We start from the raw sequence: 19,240 nt of genomic DNA on the forward strand, positions 1-19,240 counted from the left end.
GCATTCGCGAGCCTCTCGGGTGGATTGAGTGGGACCAGGCGTGAACGCTCCCCTCAGACCGCGCTCCACGGTCTTGCTCCTTGGATGATCTCTTGGGCACGTACGGCAAAGCGGCCGGCGAGAGGCCATTTGCTGGCGGCATCGGCCGACGCCGCGCTGCCTGCCCGCGCCCGGTCGGCGATGCCGACAAAGATCACCGCGAAACGGAACAGCGAAAAAACCAGGTGGAAGCGTTCCAGGGGCGCAGTGGGCACGGCATGCGCGAAATAATAGTCGAGGAATTCGCGCTGGCTCGGGATGCCGAGTGCAGCATGATCGAGGCCGAGGATGCCGCCATATTCGTCCGGGGTCGAATGCCAGGCCATCGAGCAAAAGCCGAGATCGGCGAGCGGATGGCCGATCGTCGACAGCTCCCAATCGAGAATGCCGATCACCTCCGGCTTGCCGGGATGGAACAGCAGATTTCCGAGGCGGAAGTCGCCATGGGCGATCGACACGCGCCCATCATCCGCGGGCAGATGCTGCGGCAGCCAGTCGGCGACCGCTTCGAGTGCCGGAATTCTGTCGCTCGGCGACTCCCTGAGCTGCTTGGTCCAGCGGCCAATCTGGCGCTCGAAATAGTTGCCGGGCCGGCCGTAGTCGCCGAGACCGACCTCGTCGGGACGGACAGCATGCAATTTGGCCATCGCTTCGGCCATGCCAAAATAGACGCCGCGTCGCTCCGCCGGCGAAAGGCCGGGCAGCGAACAGTCGTGGAAGACGCGACCATCCAGCCGCTCCATCAGGTAGAAGGGCGTGCCGAGCGGCTCGACACCGTTGAGATAGAGCACCGGCCTGGGCACCGGGACGTTGGTCGGTGCGAGCGCTTCAAGCACGCGGAACTCGCGATCGACGGCATGCGCCCCGCGCAGGATCGGCCCGGCCGGCTTCTTGCGCAGCACCATGCGATGCGCACCATAATCGACGAAGTAGGTAGGGTTGGACTGTCCGCCGCCAATCCGCTCGAGCGTCATTGCGGCGTCGCCGAAGCGGTTCGAGAGAAAAGCCTTCAATGCAGCAGGATCGAAATCCGCATTCAACGGCTGCGCCATCTTTTCCTCCTGAGACGCCACCGCGCGTCGCTTATGCCTCGCCTTCGACAGTCCAGCGCCAGAAGCCCTTCTCTTCCTCGTTGAGGAAACGGTTCAGCACCATCTTGTGGACCTCATCGGCACCGTCGACCAGCCGCGCCTGGCGAGCATAGCGGTAGATCCATTCGAGCACCGTGTCCCTGGAATAGCCACGCGCGCCATTGATCTGGATCGCCACATCGGCTGCGTCATGCAGCACATTGGCGACCTGGACCTTGGCCATCGATACTTCCTTGCGGGCAAAGCCGCCGCGGTCCAGCTCCCACGCAGCCTTCATCACCAGGATGCGGCCGATCTCGATGCGCATGGCGAGGTCGCCGAGCTTCAGCTGGACGCTTTCGCGGTCGGCGAGGCGCTGGCCGAAACCGTAGCGCTCGGCGGCGTAGGCGCGCGCGATCTCGACGCAGCGCTTGGACAATCCGAGCCATCGCATGCAATGGGTAAGTCGCGCCGGGCCGAGCCGCACCTGCGTCACCTTCATGCCCCTGCCCTCGCCGGCCAGCATGTCTTCGACAGGGATTTCGAGCCCATCGAAGTCCAGCTCGCAATGCCCGCCATGCTCCTCCGGGCCCATGATCTCGATGCGGCGCGTGATGCGCCAGCCCGGCTGGTCCTTATGGAACATCAGGGCCGACAGACCATGGCGCGGGTCGTCCGAGGTTCGCGCGATCAAAATGAAATGGCTGGCCTCCTCCGCGCCGGTGATGAACCATTTGCGGCCGGTCACCACATATTTGTCGCCGCGCCGCTCGGCACGCGTCATGATCATCGAAGGGTCCGAGCCGCCGCCGGGGTGCGGTTCGGTCATGGCAAAGGCCGAGCGCACCTTGCCCTCGACGATCGGCTTCAGCCATTTTTCCTTTTGTGCTGACGTGCCGAGCGCCTCCAGAACCATCATATTGCCATCGTCGGGCGCTGCCGAATTGAACACCACGGGTCCGAAGATCGACCGGTTCATCTCCTCGTAGCAGACGGCCATGTCCATCTTGCCGAGACCGGCGCCACCGCTTTCCAGCTTGAGTTGCAGGCACCACAGGCCCGCCATCCGCGCCTTGGCGCGAAGCCCCTCCAGCAGCGGCAAGGCAATATTTCCATGCGCGTCATAGGACGTCTTGTCGGCCTCGAGCGGCAGGATCTCACGCTCGACAAAGTCGGCAATGCGGACGCGGTAATCTTCGGTGCGGGCGGGAATGTCGAAATTCATGGAAACTCCCAGCGGTGAAACGCTGCCTCCTCAAACTCTTTCAACCTTCACCACCGACATCTCGTTTTCGGCCTGGTCGGTCTCCGGCATTCAGGATTTCGGCTGAATCGCCGTCAATTATCAACCCGTTTACGATACCGCTCAGCAGCAAGGCGTGTGCCGCGTCGACCTTTTGGCTGCCGGCAATCAGAAGTATGACACGCAGCGCGGCAAGATCGTCGAAGTTCAAGGCGATCGTGCGCTGATTCAATTCGTGATCAACCTGCCGGCCATGCCGATCGAAGAACACGCCATTCGTGTCGCCCACAGCCCCGCAGGCATGCAGGCTCTCAAGCTCGGCGGTGGAAAGCATGCCTTGCCTGCGCAACAGGGAATCCTCCGTCAACTCGCCGGCGCTGATGATGCAGACGTCCGCGCCACGGGCGATCTTCAGCGCCTCCACGACGGTTCGCTGCGAAACCAGCACCTTTTTGTCTTCCACGCTGTCGGCAATGAAAGGCACGGGCAGGAAGAACCCGTCGCCACCGGTCCGGCGCGCCAGTGCGTGCACCACCTCGAAAGGATTGTAGGCGTTGTTTGCCGTTAGCGAGCCCATAATCGAGATGAAGCGGGCCTTCGGCGCCCTTACGCCGGCAAGCTGCAATGTCATCTGCTCGATGGTGCGGCCCCATCCGGTGCCGACCGTTGCCGTCTCGGTTTCCGACAGAAGCGCCTTCAAGTAGTTCGCCGCAGCCACGCCGACTGCGCGAAAAGCGATCTGCTTGCGCACTTCGGGCTCGCCCAACTCGTCAGCCGCAAAGCCGAAAGCCGGCGTCGCGATGCAAAAGTCGAGACCATAGCGATCGCGCAACTGGGTCTCGACCGGCAGCAGACCGATGCGCTGGTGGTCGATGGAGATGCTGACGAGACCGCTTTCGCGTGCCTCGGACAGCATCTTGTTGACCCGTGCGCGAGTCAGTCCGAGGCGCGCCGCGGTCGTTTCCTGGTTGAGCCCGCCCACATAGTAGAACCACGCGGCGCGCACCATCAGCTCCTCGTCGCCTTCGGCCACTCCTCATCCTCCTTGTTACAACGTAGGTCTGCTACGTCCGCTCTGTTACAAATGTAAGTTCACTTGACTTTTGTAATTCGGTCAATTCATATCTAGGACATTCGGCTACTCAGCGCGAATGGAGAAGCGGGTCAATGCAATGACCCGCGGTGGAGGAGAGATCGGATGTCTGGATTGTTGAGGAAGGCGGCGCTTGCCGCCGCCGCGGCGACGTTTTTCATGAGCGCCGTGGGTGCAAATGCCTTGGAACTGGCCTGGGTACATGCCAACGCCGCGGCACAATCGGAGCAGCGCGTGAAGGCGGGCTTCGATGCCTGGGTCAAGGAGAAGGGCAAGACGGATTGGAATGTCAGCCTGCTCGACAGCGGTGGCTCCGGCGAGCGCACGGCGTCCAACCTGCAGGACGCAGCGTCGCGCGGCGTCGACGCTATCATCATCACCATGGCTGACCTTCGCGCCTCGCGCGCGGCGATCGACGCGGCTATTGCCGCCAAGATTCCGATCATCACGGTCGACAGCGGCTATATCGATGGCGTTCTTGTGGATGTAACCACCAACAACTGGGCGATGTCTTCTGACGTATCGCCCTATCTGCTGAACGAACTGGGCGGAAAAGGCAACATCATCTTCCTGCGCATGGCCGAACATCACGGGACCCGAAAGCGCGGGGATGTGATGGAGACGATCCTCAAGGAATATCCCGACGTGAAAGTACTGGCCGAGCATAACATCGACTACACGGCTTTCTTCGAGGATACGACCAGCACGATGCAGGACTATGCGTCGCGCTTCGGCGAAGAAATCAACGCCGTGTGGGCGCCATGGGACGAGCCGGCGCAGGCGGCCATCAACGCGCTGACCGCTGCTGGTCTCAAGAACGTCAAGGTCATCGGCATCGACGGGCATCCGAACGCCGTAGCCGAAATCTGCAAGCCCGACAGCCTAATGATCGCAACTGTGAGCCAGCCCTTCGAGAAAATGGGCGCCCAGGCCGGTGAATGGCTCGAGGCGATCGTCGAGAAGAAGCAGGATCCGGCGACCGTCATTCCCTCGAAGACGGTCTACATGGATGCGCCGCTCGTCACCAAGCAGAACTGCAAGGACTTCCTCCCGAAGTGACCTGCACGATCGGCCCCGGCATGCGCCGGGGTCGATTGGTTAGTGACACGTCGTAAGCGACCCAACGGGTCAACCCAGGTTTTTCAAGTCATGGCCGTCAGCCTGTCCCAAATCGTCATGCAATATCCGGGAACGCGCGCGCTCGATCGCGTCAGCATGGATTTTCGTTTCGACGAAGTGCATGGGCTGATCGGCGAAAATGGAGCGGGTAAGACCACGCTCGTCAGCATCCTTGGCGGCAGCCAGCAGCCGACCGACGGCCGGATCGCCATCGATGGCCAATACGTCACTTTGCACAGCGCTGGCGACGCGTTGCGCAAGGGTATCGCTCACGTTTCGCAGGAAGGCAGCCTGGTTGCCGGTCTGAGCGGCGCCCAGAACATACTTCTCGGCGACGAACCCCGCCTCGGGCTCGGCATCATCAACAAGCCAGAGCTGCGGCGGCGCGCACGCGCGCTGATGACCCGCTGGTTTCCGCAGGTAGACCTCGAACTCGATCTACCCGTCGAAAGCCTGCCGATGGCCGATCAGAAGATCATCGAGATCGTGCGGGCGTTGCGCGGCGACATCCGGCTCCTCATTCTCGACGAACCCACCGCCACGCTTCCCGCACGCGAGAAGGAAAGCCTTTGGGCAATCATCAAGACCCTGCCGGCGCAAGGCGTGGGCATCGTACTGATCAGCCATTTCCTCTCGGAGGTGAAGGCGCTTAGCGACCGGATCACGGTGCTGCGCGATGGTCGGCATATTGCCACGCTGCAGGCGTCGGAAACCTCCGAAGGCGGGCTGATCGACCTGATGCTGCAGCGCTCGGCTGGATCGGACGCGCAAAACGGGCACATCGAAATTCAACGCAAGCTCGGGGATACGGTGCTCGAAATCCGAGACTGGAAGCTCGGCGGCATCGAAGTCGATACGTTCTCGATCCGAGCTGGCGAGATCGTCGGTCTCATCGGCCTGACCGGGGCGGGTCACTTCGGCTTCGCGCGGTCGCTCTATACCGGCACCGGCGTGTTTTCCGGCACCTGCCGGTTCAGGGGCGAGATACTTGACCGCATCGACGCGCGGTCCATGCAGCGGCGCGGTGTCGCCTTTATTCCGGACCAGCGCATGGAGAACTCCCTCGTCGCGGATTGGGATGTCCGCGAAAATCTGGCCATGGTCCACCCACAGCATGCGTCCTTCGGCGCGACCGGCGTTCTGTCGTCCTCCCGTGAAGGCCGCGAGGCGCGAAAGGTGATGGCGCAGCTCAACGTGAAGGCGAACTCGCCCGGGCAGATGATCAAGAGCCTGTCTGGCGGCAACAAGCAGAAGGTCTCGATCGGAAAATGGCTTTATGGCGCCGGCGAACGCTACAGGCTGATGATCTTCGTCGAGCCGACGGAAGGCGTGGACGTCGGCGCCAAGCGCGAAATCCACAGCCATCTGAAGCGCCTTGCTGCCGGCGGAACCGCCGTACTCGTCACCTCGTCCGACCTGCATGAGATCAACGAGGTTGCCGACCGCGTCGTGCCCTTCGCAAATGGCCGGCCCGGCGCCTCGATTCCGAAAAACGCATTCTCGGAAAAACGCTTCATTTCCGCCATGGCAGGAGATGCCCAATGACAACAGGTTCACAAGCCGCGGCGAAGGCAACGTCCGATCCCAAGCATAGGGACTGGTTGCTGAGGTACAGCACGCTGATAGCGCTGGCGATTCTGTTCCTTGGTTTCGCCGTGAGTGTCGACCGTTTCCTGACGACGTCCAATCTGCTCAATATCATCCAGCAAATCTCGATGCTGACCATTGTCGGTGCTGGCCTGACTTTCGGATTCGCGGCCCGCGAAATGGACCTTTCGGTCGGCTATATGGTCGGCTTGTCGGGCATCCTGGTACCGTTGCTGCTTATTTCGAATGTGCCCTTGCCGCTCGCGCTGCTGGCAGGCATCGGCGCTGGACTGATGGTCGGCATCGTCAATTCAGCGCTGGTCACGTTCATCGGCATCCCCTCGCTGATCGCAACGCTCGCGACCGGGTCGATCCTCTACGGGCTCAACTTCCTGATGACCGGAGGCCGGGCGATCTATGGCGGGCTGCCTGGCACCTATCTGTGGCTCGGCCAGGGGCAGATCCTCGGTATCCCGGTGCTCGCCTATGCGATGGTGATATTCGTGCTGCTGGCATGGTTTGTGATGGAGCGCACGATCTTCGGCCGCTACATCTATGCGGTCGGCGGAAATCTGAAGGCCGCCGAACTCTCGGGCGTCAACGGACGGTTCTATCGTGCCGCAGCATTGATCGTTTGCAGCATCTTCGCCGCCGTCGCCGGCGCCCTTCTGGCCGCACGCCTGGGGTCCGGACAGCCGAACGCCGGCGAGCGCTACCTGCTCGACGGCCTCGCTACCGTGTTCATTGGAATGACCATGTTCCGGCCAGGCACGGCGACCGTGGTGGGCACGTTCTTCGGCGCGCTGTTCATCGGAGTCATCAACAATGGCCTGAACCTGATCGGAATGGACACCTACATTCAAAGCATCGTCAAAGGCATCATCATCCTGGTTGCCGTTGCGATCGTCTCCCGAACCACGAAGCTGAAGCTTCTTTGACACAGAAAGGAGCGAGGCCGGTATGAACGAGACCCAGCAACGCATCACGCAAGGCGGCCGTGCAAAGGCGGCATCCAACTCAAACCTGCTCGATTTCTACCGGACGATGCGGCGTATCCGCTCGTTCGAGGAACGCGTCGGCGAGTTGTTCGTGCGTGGCCAGTCGGCCGGCTCGATGCTGCATCTGTCGATAGGCGAGGAAGCCGGCGCGGCGGGCGTCTGCGCGGCGATGCAGCCGCAGGACAGCTTCACGACCCACCACCGCGGGCACGGCATCTTCCTGGCGCGCGGCGCGGATCCGAAAGCGATGATGGCCGAAATTGCCGGCAAGGAGACCGGATACTGCCATGGCAAAGGCGGCTCCATGCACATCGCCGACATGGCTCTCGGGCATCTGGGCGCCAACGCCATTGTCGGCGGCGGCATCCCGGCGGTGGTCGGCGCGGGTCTGTCGAGCAAGCACTTCAAGAAGAACTCGGTGTCGGTCGCCTTTTTCGGCGACGGCGCCATGCAGCAGGGAATTCTGTACGAAAGCATGAACATGGCGGCGCTGTGGGGCCTGCCGGTCATGTTCGTCTGCATCAACAACCAATACGGCATGGGCACGCGCGTCGACCGGGCAACGAAGAACACCGCTTTCGACCAGCGCGCTAAGGCCTTCGGCCTGAACGGCGCAGTCGTCGACGGTCTGGACGTGGAAGAGGTCGGGAGCACTGCGCGCGCGCTGATCGACGACGCGCGCGCCGGCAAGCCGGGCTTCCTGTCGATCGAGTGCTATCGCTTCTTCGGCCACGCGCGGATGGACAAGAGCCCTTATCGTGACGAGCAGGAAGAGGCCGTCGGCCGCTCGAAGGATCCGGTGCGCTTCGCTCGTGACCGGCTGATATCGACCGGGCTCGAAGAGGCAGAGGCACTCGACACGCTCGACAAGGCGATTGCCGCGGAGATGGACGCGACTATCGATTTCGCGGTCGCATCGAAGGCGCCGGCGACGACCTCGATGTATCGCGACGTTTATGCGGCCGGAGAACCGGAGCCGGAACCGGTGCGCGTCCGGATTGACCGCGTGCTCGCTAGGGATGAAGCTTGATGATTTCGCTGACTTATCGTGACGCGCTGCGCAAGGCGCTCGACGACGCCATGTCGGAAGATCCGTCGATCGTGGTGATCGGCGAGGAGGTCGGCCTCTATGGCGGCGCCTATGGCGTGACCAAGGACCTGATCAAGACATACGGTCCAGAGCGCCTGATCGACACGCCGATTTCCGAGCCGGCCATCGTCGGCGCTGCCGTCGGCGCCGCCATGACGGGGCTCAGGCCAGTCGCCGAGCTGATGTACATCGACTTTCTCGGCATGAGCATGGACCAGCTCGCCAATCAGGCGGCGAAGATCCGCTACATGTTCGGTGGCCAGATCGGCGTCCCGATGGTGCTTCGCACGCAAGGAGGCACTGGCCGGTCGGCAGGCGCGCAGCACTCACAGAGCCTCGAAGCGTGGGTAATGCACACGCCGGGTCTGCGGCTTGCCATGCCGGCCACGGTCGCCGACGCCTATCATCTGCTACGCCAAAGCCTGACCAAGCCGGACCCTGTGGTCTTCATCGAGCACAAGGCACTTTACACGCACAAGGAAGAGGTCGACCTCGACGCGGAGCCGTTGCCGTGGGGCAAGGCGGCGGTGCGGCGGCACGGCGACGACCTGGTGATCGTCACCTATTCGCGCCAGGTCCACTATGTGATGGCGGCCGCCGAAGTCTTGGCCAAGAAAGGGATCGAAGCAACCGTCATCGACCTCAGAACGCTCAACCCGCTCGACTTCGACACGATCCGCGAACATGTCGAGCGCATTGGCAAGGCGATGGTCGTCTCCGAGGGCGTGATGACATGCGGCGTTGCCGCCGAACTGTCGGCGCGCATTACGGAAGAGTGCTTCGACTTCCTCGAGCAGCCAGTCGTGCGGGTTGCGGGCGAGGACATTCCGATCTCGGTCTCGCAGGAACTCGAAACCGGCAGCGTGCCCTCAGCAGCCGGCATTGCGGCGGTGGCCGAAAGATTGGTCGCATGACCGAGCGCATCCTCAAGATGCCTCGCCTCGGCGAGACGATGGAGGAAGGCAAGGTCGCCGGCTGGCTGATCAAGCCAGGTGACCGGTTTCGCCGTGGCGACGCTATCATCGAAATCGAGACCGACAAAACCGTGGCCGAGTATCCGGCGCTGGGAGACGGCATCCTCAACGAGACGCTGGCTTCGACCGGCGACGTGCTGGCCGTTGGCGCGCCGCTGGCCCGCATCGACATCGGCGCAGGCCCGGACTGGACGGCGGCGGATGGTGACACCGACGCGGAAAAGCCGCCATCGGCCGACACAGCTCCCGCTCTGGAAACAGGCCTGATCGAAACCGAGCTGGAAATGCCGCGCCTCGGCGAGACGATGGAAGAAGGCCGCATTGTCAAATGGCTGAAAGCCCCGGGGGAGGCATTTACCCGTGGCGAGGCGATCATCGAGATCGAGACCGACAAGACGGTCGCCGAGTTTCCAGCCTTGACCGACGGAACGCTGGTCGACATCCTGCACGGCGAAGGCGACATAGTCACAGTCGGCGATGCGATCGCGCGTATTCGTACCGTGGCGTCGCATGTGCCTGGACCCACGCATCCTGCCGCCCCGTCAGTAGAGAACATCGGCGCATCCCCGGGGATCGGCGACCACCAGCCGCGCGCACCGATAGATTCAGAACACGGGCCGGTGCGCGCCACGCCACTGGCGCGTCGTCTCGCGCGACAGAATGGTCTGGATATACGGCAACTCTTGGGAACCGGCCGTCGAGCGCGGATCGAGAAGGCAGATGTGTTGGCGGCGATCGGCGGCGCGACGATCAGGCCCGCAATCACTGCGGCGACCCAGGACGTGCTGTTTGCCGAGCTGCCACGTGGAAGGATGGCGTATCTCGACAATCAGTCGGGCACAGGCGAGCCGATCCTTTTGCTGCACGGCTTTGCCGGTGATCGTACCACCTGGGCCACGGTCGCCGCCGGGCTGAGGCGTGCGGGTCGGCGGGTCCTGATTCCCGATCTGCCTGCTCATGGTCTCACGGAAATCGGTGCGGCGTCCGCCGACGATCTTTCGGTGGATCTCGAGGCGTTTCTCGACCGCGTGGCGTCACGGCAATCGGTCCAGATCGTCGCGCACTCGCTTGGAGCCGTCGCCGCGATCGACCTTGCAAGCGCACTGCCCGGCCGCGTTGGCTGCCTCGACTTCATCACGCCGGCCGGGCTGGGGCTTGAGATCGACGCCGACTTCATCTTCGGAATGGCAAACGCCAAGACACCAGGCGAAATCGCGCATCTGCTTCGCCGGCTTACCGTTGGCCGTCTGGAGCTGTCGCCCGCTGCTCTTGGCGAACTCGCGCAGGATCTCGCACGTGGAAGGCTGGTCGCGCTGGCCGACTCGATTGTCGGCCCCGCGGGCCAGACGGTCGATCGGCTCGGCAGGGTGAATAAGCTTGCCGAAGCGATCCCGATCCGCATTCTCGTCGGCGTCGAAGACCGCATTATCCCGTGGCGACACGCCATGTCGGTGTCGCCACGGGTCGCGTTGCACCTGTTTGCCCGCTCCGGTCACATGCCGCAATGGGACCAGCCCGGCGAGGTGGTGAACATCATCCTTTCGGGAACGAGATAGAGGGAGAGGACCATGACCGACGCCAGGGAACAGCTGAAGGATGCCCAGCGGGGGCTGGCAGCCTTCGCCAAGGCAAGTCCCGACCTGTTCGGCGGATTTGCGCGGGTCTCGAAGGCTGCGACGGCGGCGGGCGCCTTCTCGGCAGCGCAAAAGGAGCTGATCGCGGTCGCCATCGCCGTCTCGAAAGGCTGCGAGGATTGCATCGTCTACCACGTCGACGCAGCCATCAAGCATGGTGCGACGGAGGCCGAAACGATCGAGGCGCTAGAGGTCGCCGTCGAGATGGGAGGCGGCCCTGCCATCATGTACGGAGCCAAAGCGCTCGCTGCGTTCAAGTCGTTACAGGAGCGCTGAGCGGACGAAACCCTGGGAGGAGCGAACATGCCTTATTTTCTGACTGCCGACGGTGGCACGGAAAGCCTGCGCGCCCGCGTCTATGATCTCGCCGGCGCATGCCTCGGCAGCGTCGCGGTGCCTTATGAGACCAAATTCTCCAGCGGCGCGCGCGCCGAACAGAATCCCGAAGATTGGTGGCGCGCCTTCGTCGAGGCGTCGCGCCGGGCTATCCATGAGGCGGACATCGCCGCGGCCGATATCGAGGCCATCGCGCTGGCGACGACGAGTTGCACCGTCGTTGCACTGGATCGCGACGGCAAACCACTCCGCCCAGCGATCATCTGGATGGATGTGCGCGCCAATGCCGAGGCCGATGCCGTGCTGGCGACCGGCGACGAAGCGCTGAAGGCAAATGGCGGCGGCAAGGGCCCGGTTTCCGCCGAGTGGATGATCCCGAAGGCATTGTGGCTGGCCCGCAACGAGCCTGAGATATTCGAGAAGGCCTATACGATCTGCGAGTATCAGGACTTCATGACCCTCAAGCTTACAGGCGAGCGGGCCGCCAGCCTGAACAACGTCTCGCTGCGGTGGCACTACTCGACCGATCGTGGCGGCTGGGCGACGAGCATGCTGGAAAAGATCGGCCTTTCAGCGCTGCAGGAAAAATGGCCGCAGCGCATCGTCGCACCCGGCGGCGTCATCGGCACCTTGTCAGCGGCAGCAGCGTCCGAGCTCGGATTGTCGACCACCGTGAAGGTCGTGCAAGGTGGAGCCGACGCACTGATCGGGATGATTGGGTTGGGTGTCGCCAAGCCCGGTCAGCTTGCGCTGATCACGGGCTCGTCGCACCTGCAATTCGGGGTTACGGAGCAACCTTTCCACGCCCCGGGCATCTGGGGCACCTACCCCGACTGCGTCTATCCGAAGCGCTACATCGTTGAAGGCGGACAGACCTCTACGGGCTCCATCATCGCCTGGCTCGGCCGGCTCATGAACGGCACGATGGATTTCGACGAGCTGAACAGGAAGGCCGTTGGCTTGGAGCCTGGCTGCGACGGCCTTCTCGTGCAGGACCATTTCCAGGGCAATCGAACGCCCTATACGGACGCACTGTCACGCGGCGCCATCGTCGGCCTTACCCTTGCGCACGAGCCTCACCACATCTTCCGCGCGATCATGGAAGGCATCGGCTTCGGTACGCGTGCAATTCTGGACGCGATGGCGAAGGCCGGCTATCGCGGGGAAGAAATCACCGTCGGCGGCGGCGCCGGCGCCTCGGACCTGTGGCTGCAGATCCATGCGGACACGGCCGGCATGCCCGTCTGTGTTCCGGCGTCTCGCGATGCACCGTCGGTCGGTGCGGCCGTACTGGCTGCGCACGGCGCTGGTCATTTTGCCAGCATCGATGAGGGCATCGACGCCATGGTTAAGCCTGGCCGGCGGATTGAGCCGCGCCGACGCGAAGCGGCGCTCTACGACGACATCTACAGACAGTATCTCGCGCTTTATCCGGCACTGAAGTCCGTTCGTGAAATCGTCTGAGGATCTTGTGTATGGAGAGTGACTTCAGGCTGGACGGACGGCTCGCCGTGGTGACCGGCGCGGCACGCGGCATCGGCCGGGCCATCGCCGAGCGATTGGCCACAGCAGGCGCCGATGTTGTGATTGCCGACATGGACGAGGCCGAAGGGAGGAAAACCGCGTCGGCCATCGCCAAGACCGGTGCGACCGCCAGGTTCGTCCGCGTCGACGTGACCGACCGGGACAATGTGGCGCGCGCCTGCGAGGCCATCTGCAGCGAGTTCGGCGTGCCGCACGTGCTGGTCAACAACGCAGGCGTGGTCCGCAATGCACCGGCGACGGAGATGAGCTGGGACGACTGGAAAACCGTCATCGACATCGACCTCGGCGGCGTGTTCACCTGCTCGCAGCTTTTCGGCAGGCGCATGGTCGAGGCCCGCCGTGGCGCGGTAGTCAACATCTCGTCGATGTGCGGCGAGATCGTCGTACATCCCCAACCGCAGGTTTCCTACAACGCCGCGAAAGCCGGCGTAAACCTGCTCACCAAATCGCTTGCCGTCGAATGGGCCTCGCAAGGCGTCCGCGTCAACGCCGTGGCGCCAGGCTACACGGCCACCGAGCTCACGCTGAAGGGCCGCAGCAATCCGGAATGGTTCGGAACCTGGATGCGGATGACCCCGATGAACCGTCTCGGCGAGCCGCGTGAAATCGCCAACGCCGTGCTGTTTCTCGCCGCCGACGCATCGAGTTTCATCACCGGCACGGTGTTGACTGTCGATGGCGGCTACACCGCACTATGATCCTGGAGCAATTGAAATGGTTGATATTTCACGCAAAATTCTGGTCACGGGTGCCAGTCGCGGCATTGGCAAGGCGATCGCCATCGGCATGGCAAAGCGGGGCTACGACGTCGCGCTCAACGACATCGAGCGGCAAAAGGATGCGCTTGCCGAAGTCGTAAAGGAGATCGAGAGCCTGGGTCGCCGGACCGTTATCGTCTTCGCCGACGTCAGCAACAAGGATCAGGTCACCGCGATGATCGACAAGATCAGCGTCGAATTCGGCCACCTCGACGCTGTCGTCAACAATGCCGGCATCCTCATTTCCGGCGACGTCGAAGGCTTGAAGGAAGAATACTGGGATAGCGTCATGGACGTGAACGCCAAGGGCACTTTCCTTGTCGTACAAGCGGTCCTGCCGCTGATGAAAAAGCGCGGTTACGGCCGTATCGTCAACATTGCATCGATCGGCGGCAAGCACGGCGCACCCGAGCAAGCGCACTATTCCGCTTCGAAAGCGGCAGTGATGGGTTTCACACGCGTGCTTGCGCAGGAGGTCGGTGTCGACGGCATCACCGCGAACTGCGTTTGCCCCGGCATCATTCTGACTGATATGGGACGCGTCAATCTGGACGATCCGGCGGTGCGGAAGTCGTGGCAAGACAAGACCGCGATGCGGCGCATCGGCGATCCGGACGATGTCGTTGGAGCGGTGGCCTTCTTTGCTTCCGACGATGCGGCCTTCATCACGGGCCAGACGCTCAATGTGGACGGCGGCATCGTGCTGAGCTGACGGCACGACATTGCGGAGGCGCCGCCTCAGACAACCGAGATGCGCGCCAGGGTTTCCAGCTTGTCTCAAATTCTCCGACGATAGACGTAACGCACAATATCACTTGACGGCGTGGCAGTGTGATGCATCATATATCGTATATGAGAAATCGGCGAATAGCTGATCTGGGAACGACATGCATTCCGAACATCTGCGGTTCGCCTTGATCCGAGGCTAGGCGCCGGCTCTTTGCGCATTCCCAGCTCGATATCCGCGAAGGCTGTGAATATCAGCAACGGAGATGAAGCGATGAGACTGCGATCGAAAATTGCATCGGCAATGGCGCTGGCGACAGTGCTGTCGTTCTCCCTTCCAGCGATGGCCGCCGATTGGTGGCCGTTCACGATCGTCCCGGACGGACCGGATAAGAAGCCGATGGAGGCGATCAAATATGTGCCGCTCGAAAAGGCGTCCAAGAAGTGGAATTTGTGCGTCCTCTTCCCGCACCTGAAGGACAGCTATTGGGTCGCCTCTAATTACGGCATTGTCGATGAAGCCAGACGGCTCGGCGTACGGGCTTATACCTTCCAGGCAGGAGGCTACGATCAACTGCCGAAACAGCTCGCTCAGTTCGATGATTGCCTCGCTTCCAATCCGGATGCCATTCTGATTGGCGCCATCACCGAAGCCGGTGTCGCTGGCCGTCTCAAGGCCGGCATGGACAAGGGCATTCCGATCATCGCCGTCGCAAACCCGATCTATGACAACCCGATCACCGCGCTGATCACCACCGACCACCACCAGAAAGGCCTCCTGTCCGGAAAGTACCTCGTGGAATCGCTTGGTGCGGAAGGCGGCAAGGTCGTGGCGTTCCCCGGCCCGCAGAATTCAGGCTGGGCCGAGACCTATCTAAAGGGCTTTCAAGAAGCGATCGCCGGAACAAAGGTCGAGATGCTCGAAGCCAAGTTCGGCGAGGCCGGCGTTGCCGAACAGCTCACGCTGGTAGAGGACGCGCTGCAGACCTATCCGGAGATGACCGCGATCTGGGGCGGCGCTCCGACAGCCGAGGCGGCTCTCAGCGCAATATCGGAAGCCGGCCGTGACGACATCAAGGTCGTCTCTTCCTGGGAAGACCAGAAGATGCCGGACCGCATCAAGGAAGGCAAAGTGTTGGGCTTCGCCGCTGAATACCCGGTCATCCTGGCACGCATCGGCGTCGATCTTGCCGTCCGGGCACTGGAGAAGAAACCACTTGAGTTCCTGGCAGCGCATCCTGACGTGCGTGTGCTGCGTGCGACGCCGGGCATGGTCAATAAGGACAACATCGACAAGGTCGATCTGACGCAAATCTACGCGCCGGCCGACTGGCAGCCGGTGTTCGATACGGAATAGATCGACACATCGCGGCCGCGCAATGGTGCGGTCGCTTCCCTGCAAGTGGGCGCGCAAGCGATGGGAGAATTTCCGGCAATTGCTTCGCCCCCACTTCGATGCACCGGTCACATTTTCGACGTTGGATAGAAATGGCATTTTCCTTTCATGGCGATTGACGCTCCGCTCTTGGAACTCACCGCGATCTCTAAACGCTACGGCCCGTCCCTGGCGCTGGACCAAGTCGATTTCGATCTTTTCCCCGGCGAACTGCATGTATTGTTCGGTGAGAACGGCGCCGGTAAAAGCACGCTGATCAACGTCATCACCGGCAATGTCGCGCCGGATAATGGCCGCTACCGGCTGGCCGGAGAGGAGATCTCCGGCATGTCTCCGCAAGGCGCGCGACAGAACGGCATCGCCGCCGTATTCCAGGAATTTAGCCTTATTCCCGACCTTACGGTCGAAGAAAACCTGTTCCTCGGCCGGGAACGCAAACACCTGGGGCTGCTTAGGAAATCCGAGATGCGTTCCGAAGCAAGAGCGCTCCTTGCCGATCTCGGCTTCGACATTCCAACGGGGCGGATGGTGGCCGAATTGTCGCGCGCCCAGCGCCAGATGGTCGAAATCGCCAAGGCTCTGTTTGAGAAGTCGCGCATCCTCGTGCTCGACGAGCCGACGGCGTCGCTGACCGATACTGATGCCGACACGCTGTTCAAGCTGATTGCAGAGCTGAAACGTGGCGGTGTCGGCATTGTCTACGTGTCGCATCGCATGCGTGAAATCCGCCAGCTCGCCGATCGCGTCACCGTGCTGCGCGGCGGCAAGAAAGTTGCGACCGTCGAAGGCGCCGGCGTTACCGAGGCGCAGCTGGTCGAGATGATGGTGGGGCGACCGGTCGGCGACCTCTATCCATCCATCAAGCACGTACCTGGCAAGACCCTTTTGGAAATTTCCGGCCTGTCCAGCGCCGATGGCCGGGTGCGCGACGTCTCTCTTAACGTGCGCGCTGGTGAGATTGTCGGGCTTGCTGGGCTTGTCGGCTGTGGAAAAGGCGAGGTCGGGCGGCTGGTTTTCGGCCTCGAAGCGATTGCCGGCGGGCGCATCACGCTTGGCGACGGCGCCTCCGAAACGCCCTCCCCGCGCAAGATGCTGCAGCGCGGCGTCTGCTATTTTCCGGCCGATCGCGGCACTGACGGTTTGGCGCCGAACCGGCCGATCAAGGAGAACGCCTCGGCTGCGGCGCTCGATCTGCTTGAGATCGGCGGCAAGGGATGGCTGCGTAAGAAGACCGAAGCGCGAAGGGTCCTGCAGGTTCTCGAAACGCTTCATGTCCGCCCGCTCATGCCGGATCAAAATGTCGCCCAGTTCTCGGGCGGAAACCGGCAGAAGGTGATGCTTGCGCGTGGCTTGATGCGCGACATCAGCGTCTTCCTGTTCGACGAGCCGACAGTCGGCATCGATGTCGGCGCCAAGGGTGAAATCTACGAATTGCTGCGCGACTTGACCGAGGCGGGCGCCGCCGTCCTTCTGGCGTCGTCGGAACTGCCTGAAATCCTCAATCTCTCCAACCGGATTTATGTCATGCACGAGGGCGAAATCGTCGCCGAACTCGAAGGCGCGCGCCGGACGGAGGCCGAAGTGCTTGCCGGCTTCTTCGGCAAGCAGCCCGCCGAAGTCGTCGGCATCGAGGCGCGGCCATGACTGCCTTTGTCGCAGGCCACAAGCAAAGGGCCATGCATCTGCTCGCCAATGGCGGGCTGATTCTGCTTTTGATCGCCATCGTCATTGCCGTCAGCGCTTACATCCAACCACGCTTTCTCAGCCAGCAGAACATCATCAATGTGCTGCGCAACGCGTCGATCCTGTCCATCATCTCGATGGGCCAGATGCTGGTGATGATCGCAGGCGGCTTCGATCTGTCGGTCGGTGTCATCGTCGCCTTCGCCTCGATCGAATCCGCGCTTCTGATGGGCTATCTGATCGCCTGGATGCCTGAGATGCAGGTGCTGGCCGTTGTGCTGGCGGTTGCGCTGGCGATAGGCACCGGCGCTGCGATCGGCCTCGCTAACGGAATGCTCGTCGCGCTGGTCGGCCTATCGCCGTTCATGGTCACGCTAGCCATGAGTTCCGTCGTCGCGGGCGCTACATTCTACGTCACCAAAGGCATCCCGATCTACGGCATGCCGGATTTCTTTATGACGGCAGTCGGTCGCGGCTTCCTGTTCGGCCTGCCGGTGGTGGTCGTCGTCGGTATCGTGGTTGTGCTGCTCACCGTCGCCGTGCAGCGCCTCTCCAGTTTCGGACGCCATGTTTACGCTGTCGGCAGCAACCCGATCGCCTCGCGTCAGTCCGGTGTCTCGGTCACCCGCATCCTGCTTTCCGTCTACGCGGCGAGCGGCGCCGCTGCGGCGCTGACCGGCATCCTGCTTACCGCGCGCATCGGCTCGGGCCAGTCGACCTTCGGCGGCACCTATGTGCTGGAATCGATTGCTGCGGCGGTGGTCGGCGGCGTCTCGCTGATCGGCGGCTCGGGACGCGCCGAGCGCGTCATGGCCGGCGCGCTGTTCCTCTCAGTCGTTTCGAATTCGATGAACCTGCTGAAGATCGACAGCAAGTACCAGACCCTGGTTCTGGGCGTCGTGCTCATCGCGGCACTGTGCAGCGAGTTGCTGTTGAAGGGGCGCCGCAAATATGACTAGCCGCGTTCTCGCCAAGCTCAACCGGACGTCGTTCGGAGTGGAGTTCCTCATTCGCCTCGTACCGACGATCGTCGTGTTTGCCGGCTTTGCGCTTTATCAGCCGGTCGTCGCCTCTCCGGGCAATCTGTGGAACATCGCGCTGCAGACCTGCTACCTCGCTATCTTCACACTCGGCCAGGTTATCGTGCTGATAACTGCCGGGCTCGACCTGTCGATCGGCTTGGCGGTTTCCTATGTCAGCGTGGTCGCCGCGCTTGCCATGGTGCAGGTCACCGACAATCCGCTGCTCGCCGTCTGCGTCTTCATGCTGGTCGGCATGGCTGTCGGGCTGCTGATCGGCGCCTTCAACGGCTTTTTCGTCTCGATTGTGCGCATCAATCCCTTTGTCGTCACGCTCGCCACCTTCAATATCCTTTTGGCGCTGAGCTCCACCGTCACGAAAGGGTTTCCGGTCTCCGGCTTCCCGCCGCAGCTCGGCGACTGGCTGGTCAATGCCAATGTGCTCGGCGTCCCGATCCCGCTGGTCATGGCAGCTGTGGTGATGGCCGCCATCGGCATTATTCTGAGCCGCACAGTTTTCGGCCGCAGCCTTTATCTGATTGGCTCGAATCCGCGCATGGCCTTCGTCGCCGGCATCAATGTCCGTCTGCACACGCTCGGCGCCTATATGCTCTGCTCCGGGCTCGCGGCGTTCGGCGCGATCCTGCTCACCGCCCGTGCCGGCTCCGGAGAGCCCAATATCGGCGGCAGCCTGGCGCTCGAAACGATCGCCGCCGCCGTCATCGGCGGCGCACGCTTGCGTGGCGGCGAAGGCGGTGTCGGCTCCGCGCTCGCCGGCGCGCTGTTCATCACCGTCCTGTCCAACGGCATGAACCTCGCCCGCATCGACGGCTACATCCAGCAGCTCTGCATCGGCGCCATCATCATCCTCAGCCTGGTCTTCGACCAGCTGTCCCGTGGTTCTTCCCGCTCATCCTAGGAATTGTCCAG

17 protein-coding genes are annotated in these 19,240 nt (G+C 62.5%); 14 read left to right on the top strand and 3 right to left on the bottom strand.

Translation table 11 applies throughout. The features are described from left to right. Positions 1–53: 53 nt before the first annotated feature. From ABID19_RS05685 to ABID19_RS05695, 3 genes are read right to left on the bottom strand one after another with little or no spacing between them, the layout of a single operon-like run. Positions 54–1,091, bottom strand: coding sequence for a phosphotransferase family protein (locus ABID19_RS05685; protein WP_354488709.1), 1,038 nt, complete (start codon positions 1,089–1,091; stop codon positions 54–56). Between the two features lie 31 nt (positions 1,092–1,122). After that, positions 1,123–2,334 (bottom strand): acyl-CoA dehydrogenase family protein, encoded by a 1,212-nt coding sequence (locus tag ABID19_RS05690; RefSeq protein ID WP_354488710.1) that lies wholly within the window; start codon positions 2,332–2,334, stop codon positions 1,123–1,125. Positions 2,335–2,374: 40 nt separating this feature from the next. Next, complete coding sequence (locus ABID19_RS05695; RefSeq protein WP_354488712.1) at positions 2,375–3,385, bottom strand: sugar-binding transcriptional regulator; 1,011 nt, start codon at positions 3,383–3,385, stop codon at positions 2,375–2,377. A 165-nt stretch (positions 3,386–3,550) separates the two neighbouring features. Here ABID19_RS05695 and ABID19_RS05700 point away from each other — a divergent pair, with 165 nt between their 5' ends. The 14 genes from ABID19_RS05700 to ABID19_RS05765 all read left to right on the top strand — a co-directional run bounded on the left by ABID19_RS05700 (position 3,551) and on the right by ABID19_RS05765 (position 19,229). Continuing rightward, the gene (locus ABID19_RS05700; RefSeq protein ID WP_354488714.1) at positions 3,551–4,504 is read left to right on the top strand and encodes a sugar ABC transporter substrate-binding protein; all 954 of its coding nucleotides are present in this window, start codon (positions 3,551–3,553) and stop codon (positions 4,502–4,504) included. Positions 4,505–4,594: 90 nt separating this feature from the next. Further along, positions 4,595–6,109, top strand: coding sequence for a sugar ABC transporter ATP-binding protein (locus ABID19_RS05705; protein ID WP_354488716.1), 1,515 nt, complete (start codon positions 4,595–4,597; stop codon positions 6,107–6,109). Further along, positions 6,106–7,089 carry an ABC transporter permease gene (locus tag ABID19_RS05710; RefSeq protein WP_354488718.1) on the top strand — a complete coding sequence of 328 codons (984 nt, stop codon included), beginning with the start codon at positions 6,106–6,108 and terminating at the stop codon, positions 7,087–7,089. Before ABID19_RS05705 ends, ABID19_RS05710 begins: the two co-directional genes overlap by 4 nt. A gap of 22 nt (positions 7,090–7,111) precedes the next feature. Beyond that, the gene (locus ABID19_RS05715) at positions 7,112–8,179 is read left to right on the top strand and encodes a thiamine pyrophosphate-dependent dehydrogenase E1 component subunit alpha (RefSeq protein ID WP_352937241.1); all 1,068 of its coding nucleotides are present in this window, start codon (positions 7,112–7,114) and stop codon (positions 8,177–8,179) included. Beyond that, positions 8,179–9,153, top strand: a complete 975-nt coding sequence (locus ABID19_RS05720; RefSeq protein WP_354488720.1) for an alpha-ketoacid dehydrogenase subunit beta — start codon at positions 8,179–8,181, stop codon at positions 9,151–9,153. The genes ABID19_RS05715 and ABID19_RS05720 overlap by 1 nt, the downstream gene beginning before the upstream one ends. Continuing rightward, entirely contained in the window at positions 9,150–10,769 is a 1,620-nt protein-coding gene (locus ABID19_RS05725) for an acetoin dehydrogenase dihydrolipoyllysine-residue acetyltransferase subunit (RefSeq protein WP_354488722.1), read from the top strand. The genes ABID19_RS05720 and ABID19_RS05725 overlap by 4 nt, the downstream gene beginning before the upstream one ends. 12 nt (positions 10,770–10,781) lie before the next feature. Next, complete coding sequence (locus tag ABID19_RS05730) at positions 10,782–11,123, top strand: carboxymuconolactone decarboxylase family protein (protein ID WP_354488724.1); 342 nt, start codon at positions 10,782–10,784, stop codon at positions 11,121–11,123. Positions 11,124–11,150: 27 nt separating this feature from the next. Next, a complete protein-coding gene (locus tag ABID19_RS05735; RefSeq protein WP_354488726.1) occupies positions 11,151–12,647 on the top strand; it encodes an FGGY-family carbohydrate kinase in 1,497 nt (498 codons plus the stop codon). 11 nt (positions 12,648–12,658) lie between these two features. Beyond that, positions 12,659–13,426 carry an SDR family NAD(P)-dependent oxidoreductase gene (locus ABID19_RS05740; RefSeq protein ID WP_354488728.1) on the top strand — a complete coding sequence of 256 codons (768 nt, stop codon included), beginning with the start codon at positions 12,659–12,661 and terminating at the stop codon, positions 13,424–13,426. 16 nt (positions 13,427–13,442) lie between these two features. Then, positions 13,443–14,198 (top strand): SDR family NAD(P)-dependent oxidoreductase, encoded by a 756-nt coding sequence (locus ABID19_RS05745; protein WP_354488730.1) that lies wholly within the window; start codon positions 13,443–13,445, stop codon positions 14,196–14,198. 288 nt (positions 14,199–14,486) lie between these two features. Then, positions 14,487–15,569 carry a TMAO reductase system periplasmic protein TorT gene (gene torT, locus ABID19_RS05750; protein WP_352937250.1) on the top strand — a complete coding sequence of 361 codons (1,083 nt, stop codon included), beginning with the start codon at positions 14,487–14,489 and terminating at the stop codon, positions 15,567–15,569. 147 nt (positions 15,570–15,716) lie between these two features. Next, complete coding sequence (locus ABID19_RS05755) at positions 15,717–17,252, top strand: sugar ABC transporter ATP-binding protein (RefSeq protein ID WP_354488732.1); 1,536 nt, start codon at positions 15,717–15,719, stop codon at positions 17,250–17,252. Then, entirely contained in the window at positions 17,249–18,250 is a 1,002-nt protein-coding gene (locus tag ABID19_RS05760) for an ABC transporter permease (RefSeq protein ID WP_354488734.1), read from the top strand. The genes ABID19_RS05755 and ABID19_RS05760 overlap by 4 nt, the downstream gene beginning before the upstream one ends. Further along, the gene (locus tag ABID19_RS05765) at positions 18,243–19,229 is read left to right on the top strand and encodes an ABC transporter permease (RefSeq protein WP_354488736.1); all 987 of its coding nucleotides are present in this window, start codon (positions 18,243–18,245) and stop codon (positions 19,227–19,229) included. Before ABID19_RS05760 ends, ABID19_RS05765 begins: the two co-directional genes overlap by 8 nt. The last annotated feature ends 11 nt before the right edge of the window (positions 19,230–19,240 follow it).

The organism is Mesorhizobium robiniae (assembly GCF_040545535.1).
Lineage (GTDB): Bacteria > Pseudomonadota > Alphaproteobacteria > Rhizobiales > Rhizobiaceae > Mesorhizobium > Mesorhizobium robiniae.